Source organism: Paenibacillus dendritiformis (genome assembly GCF_015845845.1).
Classification (GTDB): domain Bacteria; phylum Bacillota; class Bacilli; order Paenibacillales; family Paenibacillaceae; genus Paenibacillus_B; species Paenibacillus_B dendritiformis_C.
In genome coordinates this window covers 52653-65748 of sequence record NZ_LDIG01000091.1, presented here as the reverse complement: position 1 = coordinate 65748, position 13096 = coordinate 52653, and the positions used below count along the sequence as shown (strand labels likewise).

Below are 13096 nucleotides of genomic sequence, written 5' to 3'. Positions count from 1 at the left end.
TCGCGGTGTATAGATTTTCTCTATGATGGGAGCATGGCGTTGGCTTGACGGAGGGAGGAGCGGTTCCGTGAACATTATGAAGCTGCAGATCGTGGCGCTGCTGGCCAAATATCAAAAGATAACGGCAGTAGCCGAAATATTGGGCGTCAAACAGCCCACCGTCACGTTCCATCTGAAAAGCCTGGAGGACGAATTCGGGATGCCCCTGTTCGAGTCGCGAAGCGGGAAGCTGGTGCTGACGGAAGCGGGCGAGGCGCTGCATCATTATGCGCGCCGCATCCATGCCTTGATGGAGGAGACCTATCATGTCATGGGGGAGTTCACGGAGGGCGGCCGGGGCACGGTGCGGATCGGCGCCAGCCAAGTGCCGGGGGCGTATTTGCTGCCGGATGTGCTGAACGCCTTCGCGATGCGCTACCCCGACGTTACGGTGCATCTCGAGATTCAGACGGCTCCGGCCATCGAAGAGCGGCTGCGGCAGCATGAACTGGATATCGGGATTCTCTCGTCGCAGCCGTTCGAGGCCGACGATCTTCATCAGCAGGTCTGGCTGGAGGACGAGCTGGTGCTTGTTGTGCCGCCGGGGCACCCGTTGGCGCGGGAAGGAGTCCCGACGGCCGGGCGGATCGGCGAGGAGCCGTTCATTTTCCACGATACCCAATCGGCGACGCGGCGCATCATGCTCGAATGGGCGAACGCTCACGGGATCAAGCTGATCTCGCGGCTGCACATGAACTCGATCGAGGCGATCAAGCGGGCCGTCATCCATGGACAGGGCGTGACGCTGCTGTCGGAACGGGCCGTGAGCCAGGAGGCGGCGAACGGGACGCTGACCGCTATCCGCCTGCCGGACCGGAGGCTGAAGCGGTTCATTTACCGCTGTCATCACAAGGAACGGTGGATGTCGCCGCCGGTGAAGGCGATGTGGACATGCTGGAGCAATACGGGACGCTCGGCAAGACAGAGGCGAATGAAGCATCGTACGAGAGAAATGAAGCATCGAACGGGAGAAATGGAGGCATCGCAGCGCAAGAGGATGAGGGCGGATGAGCGAAGGGGATAATGGCTGTAAGAGGGTGGAGGGCCATGAGATAGGATTCAATATTTCCATAAACTGTAACCCGAAATCCGGGTGATCGCAAGTTGGGAGAAATAGATTGCGCGGACATATTGCACTAAAATGGAAAAGGGCTTGTACCGTTAGATGAAAACGAGGTGAAGGGATGGGGAAATGGGCCAGCGCAGCCTTCTACATTTTGGCTATGGCCGGAATCTGGTTCTGCCGCGAGGATCTTCTTCATCGGATAGAGAGTCTGCAGTCCTCCCGCGATGCGGCCGCCGCCGCGCAAATGTTCGTCCTGGCGGCGCTCGCTTCTCTCTTTCCCGTCATCCCGTTCGGGGTCGTCGCGGCGCTCGTGTCGGTGCCGTTCGTTTCTTTTGTGCTCGCTACGGCGGCAGGCAAGCTCCCGGTGATGCTTGTCTTTGCCTTCATCGGGGAGCAGCTGGTGGAGGACGGCCTGAAGATTCCGGCCGTGCTGCTTCTCTATGCGGCGTTGGCGGGCGGATTATATGCGGTATACCGTTATCGTGCGGGCCGGCGCCGGAGGGAGCAGGCGGAACGTTGCTGACGGGAGCATGCAAAAAGGGACCGTCTCCAAGTCTGGAAAGACCTGGGGTACAGTCCCTTATTTCATTCCTTATTTTGCAGCTTCTTCGTATTTCTTTTCAACTGCCGGCCAGTTGACGACGTTCCAGAACGCAGCGATGTAGTCCGGGCGCTTGTTCTGATATTTCAGGTAGTAGGCATGCTCCCATACGTCCAGGCCGAGAATCGGAGTCTTGCCTTCCATCAGCGGGCTGTCTTGGTTCGGCGTGCTGGATACGGACAGCTTGCCGTCTTTGTCGACTGCCAGCCAAGCCCAGCCGGAGCCGAAGCGAGTCGCAGCCGCTTTTGCGAAATCTTCCTTGAACTTGTCGAATCCGCCAAGCTCCTTGTCGATTGCTTCCGCCAGCTTGCCGGACGGTTGTCCGCCGCCGTTCGGTCCGATGGTCTCCCAGAACAGGGAGTGGTTCGCATGGCCGCCGCCGTTGTTGCGGACTGCCGTGCGGATGCTCTCAGGCACGCTGTTCAGATCGGAGATGAGTTCCTCTACGGATTTGGACTGCAATTCAGGGGCAGATTCCAACGCCGCATTCAGGTTCGTCACATATGTGTTGTGGTGACGGTCATGGTGAATCATCATCGTCGTCTCGTCGATGTGAGGCTCCAATGCGTTGTTCGCGTACGGAAGAGCTGGTAATTGATGTGCCATCGTTCATTCCTCCCAAAAACTATGTAAGTGATGTATATACTCATTTAACCATGAGTCGGGCTAATAAATCAACATAAATGTTTCAAAAGTCAGAGCTTTGTCATATCGCCTGACTTTATATGATTACCCATTATAGGATGCTTTCAAACGTAGCGCCGCACTCGCAAGGTTCGTCACAAAATTGGCACAATTGCCAATTATTTATACCTATGGACCCAAAAGTAATGTAAACGCTTTATTTAAAACGCTTACACGAGAAAAACCGTGTTTTTTCGGCGTTTTTACGCGAATCTGAATGATAAAGAAGGAATTTCGCGATTTTTGTCGTATTTGTAAATACTATATATAATGGAATGAGAGCTTAATGGATGTCCGTTGGCGTAGACTGTTTGTTCACAGATAGAGAAGAGAACCGAATTTTACACCAAGCTCAGGATGAGGGAGAGTAAGACATGAACGTTCGATCCTTTCGTTTGGCGGATTATTTGCCGGCTACTCAGTTATTGAAGGAATCGCTGTCCGAGGAATGTTGCGAGAAGACGCTGGATGCTTTCGCGCGCCAGTTGTCCTTGGATGGAGAGCTTGTGCTCATCGCGGAACAGGAGAACCCGAACGGGGAGACGATCATGGTCGGATTGGCTATCGGCACCATCGATCGCAACAACGGGTACTACTATCGTCTGGCCGTGCACCCGGAATTCCGCAACCAAGGCGTAGGCAAGGCGCTTGTCGCCGGAATGGAACAGAAATTCCAGCAGCGCAAGGTCCGCAACATTATGATTGCTGCGGATGAGCATACGGAATTCGTGCTGCCTTGGTTCGAGGCATTGGGATACGGGGCCCAGCATGTCTTGCGTTCATTGAAGCAGCTTCGGATTGTTACCGGCTAGCTGTCTCTGAATTGAACATTTGTCGCCGAATGGGAAGGCATATCTTTACAACCGTTGCAATCGGGGTGAAGATATGCTTTTCTATTAATAATAAGTGAAGAGAAATGAAGTAAAGCCGAGGAAAACGCATGGAACGTTATGAGAAAGCCCTTGTGAAAAGTTTCAAACACGATGGCCATTTGCACCGGATGTGGCTGGAGAACTGGATCGTGCCATCCTCGCTCGTGCATCCCGAGCATGCCGCTGAAGGAATGTTCGTGCTGATTAACAGCCAGACTCCGATCAGGGAAGCGGACGGGAAGCAATGGAACAGCAAAATTCCTGCCGTTACGTTCCTCATTCCAAAGCAATGGTTCAATGTGGTGGCGCTGATCGAGGATCATGGCATACGCTACTACTGCAATATTGCCTCGCCGCCGTACCGTACGGACAACATTTTCACCTATATCGATTACGATCTGGACGTCATTCAGATGCCTGGCGGCCAGGTGAATGTGGTGGATCAGGACGAGTATGAGCAGAACCGGCATGTATACCATTATCCTGATCTGGTGGAGCGCAAGATTAGCGCCGGCCTCGACGCGGTGTTGGAACGGATTCGGCATGGCCGGCCTCCGTTCTGGGACGATGAGGTGCGCCGGTATTACGACGACTGGAAGCAGTCGATCAAGCCGGAATGAGAGCCTTCCGGTGCGGGCCGGAGACCGGGGAGCAAGGAATGCGTCGGGGGATGAATGGAAAAGCAGGGAAGTCAGACCGTAACAGGAGCGGCGCCTGCTCTGGGGAATCCGATACCCGGAGCTAGGGGGCCGTTCTGCATTTAGAGCGGCGCGATCCGCGGGAGCGACATCAATGAAGGAGGTGAACGGGATGACGGAACAGAAGCAAACGAAACGCTGGACCCCATACAGAACAGACCAAGCGGCCGGGGGTGGGGCGATCCGGGAAGCGGACCGCTGGCAGCGGCTCAAGCAGGAGATTATGGATGCGGCGCCTTCCCTGGGCATCGATCAGGTCGGCTTCACGACGGCAGACCCGTTCACCGAATTGAAGGCGCGCCTGCAGCATTCCATCGATCAAGGGTATGCGTCCGGGTTCGAGGAGCCGGACCTGGACAAGCGGACGCAGCCTGCGCTGCTGCTGGACGGGGCGCGTTCCATTATCGCGATTGCGGTTGCTTATCCGTCCAAGCTGGAGGGCGGTCCGAAGTCGGAGCCGGGCGCGTACCGGGGAATGTTCGCCCGGACCGCATGGGGCTTGGACTACCACCAGGTGCTGAGGGACCGGCTGCAGCGGCTGGAGCAGTTCCTGCGCGAGCGGGTGCCGGAGGTGCGGGTGAAGAGCATGGTCGACACGGGCGAGCTGTGCGACCGGGCGGTCGCCGAGCGATCCGGCATCGGCTTCAGCGGCAAAAACTGCTCGATTATTTCTCCGAAGTGGGGATCGTGGATCTACTTGGGAGAAATGATTACGAATCTGCCGCTGCCGCCGGATCACCCGCTGACCGAGGATTGCGGGGAATGCACGCGCTGCCTCGATGCCTGCCCGACGGGAGCCTTCGCCGGTCCCGGGCAGCTCAATGCGCAGCGCTGCATCTCGTTCCAGACGCAGTCGAAGGAGATGCTGCCGCATGAGATGATGGTCAAGATAGGCAACCGGCTGTACGGCTGCGATACCTGTCAGATCGTATGCCCGAAGAACCGCGGGCTGAATTGGACCCATCATGCCGAGATGCAGCCCGATCCGGAGCAGGCGAAGCCGCTGCTCGTGCCGTTGCTGTCGCTGTCGAACCGGGAATTCAAGTCCCAGTTCGGCAGCAGCGCGGCGGCGTGGCGCGGGAAGAAGCCGATCCAGCGCAACGCGATCGCGGCGCTCGGCAATTTCCGCGACCGCCAGGCCGTCCCGGCCCTGGAAGGACTGCTGCGCACGGATGAGCGGCCGGATATCCGCGCCGCCGCGGCATGGGCGCTCGGCCAGATCGGGGGGCCGGACGCCAAGCGCTTATTACAAGCGGCGCTAAGCCGCGAGGAGGAACCGAAGGTGAAGGAAGCTGTGATGCAAGCACGGGAGCGCGCCGAAGCTCAGCAAGAGCCGTTATATGTGCAGGAGATGGAGAGCCCGCTCGGTCCGCTGACGTTGGCCGCGACCGCGACCGGATTGTTCGCGATCGAGTTCGGAGACGCGTTGTCGGCGGCGGAAGGGCTCCAGCGGCGGGCGGCCCGCAGGTACGGCCGCGTCGCGCTGCAGCGCCATCCGGAGCGGCTGCAGGAGGCCAAGCGGCAGCTGGAGGAGTATTTCGCGGGAACGCGCCGCGAGTTCGATCTGACGCTCGATATCCAGGGGACGCCGTTCCAGCGGCAGGTATGGCAAGCCTTGGCCGAGATCCCATACGGGGAGACCCGGTCCTACAAGCAGATTGCGGAAGCGATCGGGAATCCGGGGGCGGTGCGGGCCGTCGGGGGAGCGAATAATCGCAATCCGCTCTCCATTATCGTGCCCTGCCACCGCGTGATCGGAGCCGACGGCAAGCTGGTCGGGTATGGCGGCGGCATGGACAAGAAAATCACCCTGCTCCGTCTCGAGGGCATTCCTTGCGGGCAATGAGCCGCAGGGCGAATCCAGGACAGATTCCATTCGTTTGTCATATTGGAAGGGACATGCTATCATAATGGCGGACGAGTTCCGCGAAGCCATGCCTTCTCACGGATAGATCGAAGTGAGTGTTCAAAAGCCGGGTTTCCTCGAAAAGACGGTTTTTTGAATAACCTCATCTAACTAATTTTTTGTTGGGGTGACCATAAGCAGATGATTTGGGTTGTAGGGATTATCGCACTCATCGTGGGTGTCATTATCGGCTTTGCCGGCGGGGTGTTCTACCTGCGCAAGCAGATGGAGAAGATGCAATCGGATCCGCAAATGCTGCAAAAAATGGCGAAACAAATGGGCTATAATTTGAATGCCAAGCAGATGCAGCAAGCTCAGAAAATGATGCAAAAAAACAAGAGAAAATGAAATAACGGAACGGCCCGCGTCCATGGGCACGTTAGGCGGGAGGAGGCACAATTATGGCTGGCTTGAAAGACTATGTCAATTCAAAAGTCGGTGAGAACCGCGAGAAGATCGAACATCACGTAAAAGAAATTTTAAGGCTGATCGGCGAGGACGTCGATCGGGAAGGCCTGAAGGAGACGCCGGCGCGTGTCACCCGCATGTACGAAGAGATCTTCGGCGGGTATGAGGTCGACCCGCGCGACGTGCTCGGGGTCACCTTCGACGAAGCCCATGAGGAGCTCGTCATCGTGAAGGACATTACGTACTACAGCTTGTGCGAGCATCATATGGCGCCTTTCTTCGGCAAGGTGCATATCGGCTATATTCCAAGCGGACAGGTTGCCGGCCTGAGCAAGCTGGCGCGGCTGGTCGAAGCGGTCACGCGCCGTCTGCAGGTGCAGGAACGGGTCACGTCGGAAATCGCGGATATTATGGAAGAAGTGTTGAAGCCGCACGGCGTGATGGTGGTCGTGGAGGGCGAGCATTTATGCATGTGTTCCCGCGGCGTCAAGAAGCCCGGCAGCAAGACGGTTACGATGTCGACGCGGGGCAGCTTCAAGGACGATGCGGCGCAGCGCGCGGAATTTTTGTCACTGATTAAGCAGTAAATTGGTGCTTTAGGGTTTGAGCAGAACCAATGGAACCCGTTCCGGGCAAAGGGGCGGGTTTTTTGCTTGGCTTGCCGGCAATGTTGAGAGAGGCGCGGCGTTTTGGATTGATGCGCGCTTGCGGCAGAGCGCAGCAAGGAAGAGGAGGACGAAGGAAATTCTATGGCAAAAACGGATGTAGAACAGACGGAACGCAATGAAGAAGCGGTGGAGTTAACCGAAGAGCAGGCGGAATGGCATCGCCTCTATGAAGCGGCGGCAGCCTTCAAGAAGCAAGGAAGCTGGAAGTGGGTGTCCGACTCCGAGATCTTCGGCGTATGCAACCCGGAGGATGGAGAGGTGGGCTACTGCACCATTATGGGATCGAACGAAGAGCTGTTCGGCCTGGCCGTTTTCCGCGGCGCCGAAGGGCTGGAGAGCCTGCAGGACATGATGCTGGAGCAGGATGATCAATATGCTTGGCTGAACCGGCAAAAGTGCATGATGGTGACATTCGAGGATCGGACCGATCTGGACAAGCAGGATCTGGCGCAAATCAAAGAGCTTGGCTTCCGCTTTCGCGGCCGCAACGCTTGGCCGCTGTTCCGGGCCTATGACCCGGGGCTTGTACCATGGACGCTTGACCGGAAGCAGGTCCGCTTCCTGACGAACGCCTTGGAGCAAGCGGTGGACCTGGCCGCCCGATGCAAGAAGGACGATCGGCTGCTCGTGCCGCCGGTCTCCGGCCAACTGTTGGTCCGCGCGCAGGAGAACGGGGAATGGAGCGAAGGCTGGCGCGATCCCGAATTCGTCCTGAAGCGTCCGGCGAAGTATGAATACAGCGACGACGCGAAGCTGACGGACCTGGTGCGCCGCATTCCGGAGAAGCGGGGGCAGTGGGAGACCGATTATTTCTTCGCTCCCGTCGCGGTGCAGGGCGAGGCCGAGCGGCCGTATTACCCGCGGCTCTGCCTGTGGGTGGATCGGCAGACCCGCAGCGCGGTCGGCTTCCATGTCGCTTATGAAGGAAATTTCGAGCAGGAATTCATTGATCATATGATTAAATTAATCGAGGAGAAAGGGGCGCGCCCGCAAAAGCTCATTATCCGGTCGAACGAAGGCCTCGATCTGTTCGAGAAGACGGCGCAGCGCCTGAAAATCAAAATCGAACGCGAGCCGCGCCTCGTCTATCTGGAGGAGGCCCAGGCGGATCTGTTCGACTATTTCGCGCAACACGAAGCTTGATTCCAAGCGGGAGCTTGCAGGATGCGCATGAGCCACCGGGCCGGTTAAGGATCCTCTTTAACTGGCCCTTTTTTCGATGAAGACCGGTTTTTTGGGCAGGCATTTGTTTACTTCCTATGCATCCATTGACGGAAACAGGGCCGGCCGATACAATGTAGAGAATTGAATAGGATAGTCTTCGTATAATTTTGGAAATATGGTCCATTCGTTTCTACCAAACTACCGTAAATAGTTTGACTACGAGGAAAGAGAAAGCCTGCCGCGGAGGATGGATCCCCGCTGGGACAGGCTGTTCTTGCTCCTTGTCGTCAAACTCTAGTTGCTGGACTAGAGTTTTTTTGTTGTACCCGGATCGCGCCAGTATCCTACAAAAAGCAAAGGAATGTGAAATCGCATGAATTGGAGCAAGCAACATTGGAGCAAGCGGATTGCCGCAGCCGCCGGAACGGCGCCTGCCGACCTCGTCATTACGAACGGAAAAATCGTCGATGTCTTCAATCTCGAGATTATCGAAGGGGATGTCGCGATTGTGGACGGCATGATCATCGGCATCGGCGGCAGCTATGAAGGCGCCCGCGTCATCGATGCGGAGGGACGCTACATCGCCCCGTCCTTCATCGACACGCATGTTCATATTGAATCCGCCATGGTCACGCCGGCCGAATTCGCTCGCGTCGTCTTACCTCACGGCGTGACGACCGTCATCGCCGATCCGCATGAAATCGCGAATGTGGCCGGGACGGACGGCATTCAATATATGCTGGACGCTTCCGAGAATCTGCCGCTCGATGTATATATCATGCTGCCGTCCTGCGTTCCTTGCACGCCGTTCGAGCATGCCGGAGCCGTTCTCGATGCGGCCAGCCTGGATCCATTCTACGCTCACCCTCGGGTATTGGGATTGGCCGAGGTGATGGATTATCCCTCCGTGAGGCGCGGCGATGACGGCATGCTGGACAAATTGGTATCCTCGCATCGGCATGGCGGACGGATTGACGGTCACGGCGCCGGACTGGATGAAGAGGCCATCAATGTGTACCGGGCAGTCGGCATTCGCAACGATCATGAGTGCGTCACGGCCGAGGAAGCCAAGGCGCGCCTGCGGCGCGGCATGTATGTCATGATCCGCGAAGGCTCGGTTGCCAAGGATGTCGAAGCGCTCATCCCGGCCGTGACCGCCAGCAACGCGCGCCGCTGCGTGTTCTGCACCGACGACAAGCATTTGGACGAGCTGGTGCGGGAGGGCAGCGTCGATCATAATGCGCGTCTGGCCATACGCTGCGGGCTTGATCCGCTGCAGGCGATCCAGATGGCTTCCCTGAATGCGGCCGAATGCTACGGATTGCCGGCCAAAGGCGCGATCGCCCCCGGGTACGAGGCCGACTTCTTGCTGCTCGACGATCTGGAGCGCCTGACGATTGCCCAAGTGTACAAAGCCGGGAGGCTGGTGGGCGAGCACGGTCAATATACCGGACCTCAGCCGCAAGCCGCCGAAATCCCGGCCAAGCTGTTGAAGACGGTCAACCTGCCCGAGATAACGGAGCGGGATCTGCAAATCCGGCTGCAGGGGGAGCGCCGCTGCCATATTATCGGCATCAATCCGAACAGCCTCATCACGACTCGTCTCGTGGAAGAGGTCGAAGTGGAGGATGGCTGCTTCCGCCCTTCCGTGGCCAAGGATCAATTGAAGATCGCCGTGTTGGAGCGGCATCATCATACCGGATGCATCGGACTGGGCATCGTCAAGGGATTCGGCATTCAATGCGGAGCGATCGCCTCCACCGTGGCGCATGATTCCCACAACCTCGTCGTGGCCGGCAGCAACGATCGGGATATGCTGACGGCCATCCAGGCGCTGCGCGACATGGAGGGCGGATTGGTCGTCGCAAGCGATGGCGAAGTGATCGCGGCGATCGAGCTGCGGGTGGCAGGCTTAATGTCGGCCAGCGATTATGCCGTGGTGCTCCATCATATGGAACGGCTCCACCAGGCTTTGGGGCGAATTGGCGCTTCCAGTGAATTCAATCCTTTTGTTACGCTGTCGTTCCTATGCTTGCCCGTCATACCCGAACTGAAGCTGACGGATATGGGCTTATTCGATTTCGGGGCTTTCAAGCATATTCCGGTCACGGAGGAGAGCCGCGCCGCGGAATCCGCAGCGCGGTGACAATACGGCAGACGACCCCCTTTTCATCCGATTCATCAGAAAAATCTCGCAATAAGTTTGGAAGCTCGGAAGATTGGAAGATTGGAAATCGACGCAATAAAAAAGACCGGGGGAGATTGACTCCTCCGGTCATTCGTTTCATGGAAACATCGCCAGAAATAGGCTGTCTATGTAATATCAAGCATGCTTGATAGCTTGTCCAACGCTTGCAGCCGCATCCATCCTATGGTACGATATCAGATGCGGCATAAGGTTATGATGAACAAATATATTTTTACCCAAATATATAATATCATAACGCACGGGGCGTTGTCAACTGGTTCGGCAACCCGGTGCCGCAAATCGTAATCTATATTAAAGCGGGTGATAATATGGACCCGAATCATCGGGAATGGCAGTTGGAGGAAGCGCGGGCTGTCGAGGTAATGGAGAAAATTGAGCGGCGCATCCTTCCGCTGCAGGAAGAGATGGGCGCGGTCAAGCGCGAAGTCGTGGACATCCGACGCGAGTTCTGGGACGACGTCAAGGTCAATCTGGATGACGCGAATGAAGCCATCGAGACGCATGCCAGCCTGAAGCAGCAGGCGGAGGTATTGGCGGAGCGCGAGCGCAGGCATCTTCATGCCGCCCAGCAGCTTGATGTGTGGAGACGGATGGCGAAGTCCCCTTATTTTGCGCGGATCGATTTCCGGGAAGAAGGGGAAGCGGAGGCAGAACGGGTATATATCGGGATCGGCTCGTTCCGGGATAAGGACGACAACTTCCTCGTCTATGATTGGCGGGCACCCGTGTCCAGCCTGTATTATGACTATTCGCCGGGCCCGGCCCACTATGAGACGCCGGTCGGCCGCCTGTCGGGAGAGATGGGGCTCAAGCGCCAATTCATCATCACGGACGGCCGGTTCCGGGGCATGTTCGATACGGGCCTTACCATTGGCGACGAGCTGCTGCGGGAAATCCTCAGCCGGCCGTCCAGCGCCCATCTGAAAAGCATCGTTGCCACGATTCAAAGCGAACAGAACCGCATCATCCGCAACGAGCAGAAGCGGCTTATGATCGTCACCGGCCCGGCGGGCAGCGGCAAGACGTCGACCGCTCTGCAGCGGATTGCGTATTTGCTGTACCGGTATCGGGATACGCTGCAGGCCGATGAGATCGTGCTGTTCTCGCCGAATCCGATGTTCAACCGCTATGTCTCGACCGTCCTGCCGGAATTGGGGGAACGGAATATGCGGCAGACGACATATCAGGAGTACGTCGAGCATCGATTGGCCGATTCCTTCCGCCTGGAGCACCCGGCCGAGCAGATGGAATATGCGCTGAGCGCCGGGGAGCAACCGGAATACGCGGCGCGAATGGAAGGGATTCGCTATAAAGCGGGGACGGCTTTCTTCCGGCTGATCGGGCGCTATGTGGAGCGGCTCGGGCAGGAAGGCATGCGGTTCCGCGATCTTCGCTTCCAGGAGCGGACGCTTATATCGGGAGAAGCGATGCTGCGGCAATTTTATGAACTGGATTCGTCCCTGTCGATCCCGAATAGGCTGAGCCAGCTGGCGGAATGGCTCCGGGGCGAGCTGGCCGCCGCCGCCCGCCGGGAACGGAAAGCGGTCTGGGTGGAGGAAGAAATCGAGCTGCTCGACAATGAGGATTATGTGAGGGCGTTCCAGGAACTGCAGCGCCGGGAAAGATTTACGGAGGAGACGTTCGATGACTTCGATCGCGAGCGCGAATGGCTGGCCCGCCAAATCGTGAATGAGCGCTTCAAGCCGCTGCGCGCGGACATCAAGCGATTCCGCTTCGTCGATATGCCGGCCATCTACACGCAATTGTTCGCCAGTCCGGACTTCGCGGCCAGTCTGGCCGGAGAAGAGGGGCTGCCTGAGCGCTGGGCCGGCATCTGCGCCCTGACGGCCGAACGGGTGAGCCGGGGCGAGATGTCCGTAGAGGATGCGACGCCATACTTGTATTTGAATGAATGTCTGGAAGGCTTCCATACGAATACGTCGATCCGGCATGTGTTCGTGGACGAAGGCCAAGACTATGGGGTCTTCCAGCTTCATTTCCTCAAGCGCCTGTTCCCTCGGGCCCGGTTCACGGTGCTGGGGGATGCGGACCAGGCGATTTACCCGCATGCCGAAGGAGCGGCGGCGGTGCCGCTGCCGGCGTTGGCGGAAGTGTTCCCGGACGGGGAGACGGAGTCGTTCCAATTGACCCGAAGCTATCGTTCGACCCGGCCGATCATGGAACTGGCCCGCCGCATCATTCCGGGCGGTGAGCGGATCGATACGTTCGAGCGCGAAGGCCCGGCGCCGACGCTGACGGGATTGCAGGACAGGGAGGAATTGCATGCTCAGGTTGCCGCGCGGATGCGCGAACTGCTCGCCGCCGGGCACCGCAATGTCGCTCTGCTCTGCACGACCGCTCAGGAGAGCCGCGAGGCGTACGAGGCCTTGAAGGATCTTGTGCCGCTGCGGCTCGTTGACCAGGAGACGGTCACCTTCGAAGCCGGCGCGCTCGTTATTCCGTCTTACCTGGCCAAGGGCGTCGAGTTCGATGCCGTCGTGCTGTATAATGCATCTGACGAAGGCTACGGCCGGGAGAGCGAGCGCAAGCTGCTGTACGTGGCGTGCACGCGGGCGATGCATGAGCTGCATATCTACTATATGGGGCGGCCGAGTCCTTGGCTGGAAGCCGCGCTTGCGGGAGCGGACGAAGGGCAGGCACAGGCCTGAATCGGGAGCCGGCTTGGTGAATCGAACGGAAGCAAAATATAAGCTGCCTTGCGCTGCATGGGATCGCCGCCATTGGTCCATGCGGCGCGGCCGGCAGCTTTTTGTACATAGG

Annotated in this window: 11 protein-coding genes and 1 riboswitch; of the genes, 10 read left to right on the top strand and 1 reads right to left on the bottom strand. The window is 57.9% G+C overall.

Translation table 11 applies throughout. The features are described from left to right. Positions 1–76 precede the first annotated feature (76 nt). Positions 77–1063, top strand: a complete 987-nt coding sequence (locus tag ABD76_RS07160) for a LysR family transcriptional regulator (protein WP_242069429.1) — start codon at positions 77–79, stop codon at positions 1061–1063. Positions 1064–1223: 160 nt separating this feature from the next. Then, positions 1224–1628 (top strand): TVP38/TMEM64 family protein, encoded by a 405-nt coding sequence (locus ABD76_RS07155; protein WP_197255513.1) that lies wholly within the window; start codon positions 1224–1226, stop codon positions 1626–1628. A gap of 69 nt (positions 1629–1697) precedes the next feature. On the opposite strand, the gene ABD76_RS07150 is transcribed toward ABD76_RS07155, so the two are convergent. Further along, entirely contained in the window at positions 1698–2312 is a 615-nt protein-coding gene (locus ABD76_RS07150; RefSeq protein WP_197255511.1) for a superoxide dismutase, read from the bottom strand. A gap of 452 nt (positions 2313–2764) precedes the next feature. On the opposite strand from ABD76_RS07150, the gene ABD76_RS07145 reads away from it, so the two are divergent. The 8 genes from ABD76_RS07145 to helD all read left to right on the top strand — a co-directional run bounded on the left by ABD76_RS07145 (position 2765) and on the right by helD (position 12984). Further along, complete coding sequence (locus ABD76_RS07145) at positions 2765–3202, top strand: GNAT family N-acetyltransferase (protein WP_197255509.1); 438 nt, start codon at positions 2765–2767, stop codon at positions 3200–3202. 128 nt (positions 3203–3330) lie between these two features. Next, positions 3331–3882 (top strand): DUF402 domain-containing protein, encoded by a 552-nt coding sequence (locus tag ABD76_RS07140; RefSeq protein ID WP_197255507.1) that lies wholly within the window; start codon positions 3331–3333, stop codon positions 3880–3882. A gap of 190 nt (positions 3883–4072) precedes the next feature. Beyond that, positions 4073–5806, top strand: coding sequence for a tRNA epoxyqueuosine(34) reductase QueG (gene queG, locus ABD76_RS30165; RefSeq protein ID WP_197255505.1), 1734 nt, complete (start codon positions 4073–4075; stop codon positions 5804–5806). Positions 5807–6007: 201 nt separating this feature from the next. Beyond that, the gene (locus ABD76_RS07130) at positions 6008–6214 is read left to right on the top strand and encodes a YneF family protein (RefSeq protein ID WP_168180073.1); all 207 of its coding nucleotides are present in this window, start codon (positions 6008–6010) and stop codon (positions 6212–6214) included. A gap of 53 nt (positions 6215–6267) precedes the next feature. Next, positions 6268–6861, top strand: a complete 594-nt coding sequence (gene folE / locus ABD76_RS07125) for a GTP cyclohydrolase I FolE (RefSeq protein WP_197255503.1) — start codon at positions 6268–6270, stop codon at positions 6859–6861. 162 nt (positions 6862–7023) lie between these two features. Further along, a complete protein-coding gene (locus tag ABD76_RS07120; protein WP_168182709.1) occupies positions 7024–8085 on the top strand; it encodes a DUF7309 domain-containing protein in 1062 nt (353 codons plus the stop codon). 158 nt (positions 8086–8243) lie between these two features. After that, positions 8244–8345: riboswitch (purine riboswitch) on the top strand. Between the two features lie 134 nt (positions 8346–8479). Beyond that, on the top strand, positions 8480–10252 hold the full coding sequence (gene ade / locus ABD76_RS07115; RefSeq protein ID WP_197255501.1) for an adenine deaminase: 1773 nt from the start codon (positions 8480–8482) through the stop codon (positions 10250–10252). Positions 10253–10623: 371 nt separating this feature from the next. Then, positions 10624–12984 carry an RNA polymerase recycling motor HelD gene (gene helD / locus ABD76_RS07110; protein ID WP_197255499.1) on the top strand — a complete coding sequence of 787 codons (2361 nt, stop codon included), beginning with the start codon at positions 10624–10626 and terminating at the stop codon, positions 12982–12984. Positions 12985–13096 lie beyond the last annotated feature (112 nt).

Excerpts from the sequence above, each read along its gene's own strand:
- ABD76_RS07160 (WP_242069429.1), top strand. The coding sequence starts at position 77 with ATGAAGCTGCAGATCGTGGCGCTGCTGGCCAAATATCAAAAGATAACG.
- ABD76_RS07155 (WP_197255513.1), top strand. The coding sequence starts at position 1,224 with ATGGGGAAATGGGCCAGCGCAGCCTTCTACATTTTGGCTATGGCCGGA.
- ABD76_RS07150 (WP_197255511.1), bottom strand. The coding sequence starts at position 2,312 with ATGGCACATCAATTACCAGCTCTTCCGTACGCGAACAACGCATTGGAG.
- ABD76_RS07145 (WP_197255509.1), top strand. The coding sequence starts at position 2,765 with ATGAACGTTCGATCCTTTCGTTTGGCGGATTATTTGCCGGCTACTCAG.
- ABD76_RS07140 (WP_197255507.1), top strand. The coding sequence starts at position 3,331 with ATGGAACGTTATGAGAAAGCCCTTGTGAAAAGTTTCAAACACGATGGC.
- queG (WP_197255505.1), top strand. The coding sequence starts at position 4,073 with ATGACGGAACAGAAGCAAACGAAACGCTGGACCCCATACAGAACAGAC.
- ABD76_RS07130 (WP_168180073.1), top strand. The coding sequence starts at position 6,008 with ATGATTTGGGTTGTAGGGATTATCGCACTCATCGTGGGTGTCATTATC.
- folE (WP_197255503.1), top strand. The coding sequence starts at position 6,268 with ATGGCTGGCTTGAAAGACTATGTCAATTCAAAAGTCGGTGAGAACCGC.
- ABD76_RS07120 (WP_168182709.1), top strand. The coding sequence starts at position 7,024 with ATGGCAAAAACGGATGTAGAACAGACGGAACGCAATGAAGAAGCGGTG.
- ade (WP_197255501.1), top strand. The coding sequence starts at position 8,480 with ATGAATTGGAGCAAGCAACATTGGAGCAAGCGGATTGCCGCAGCCGCC.
- helD (WP_197255499.1), top strand. The coding sequence starts at position 10,624 with ATGGACCCGAATCATCGGGAATGGCAGTTGGAGGAAGCGCGGGCTGTC.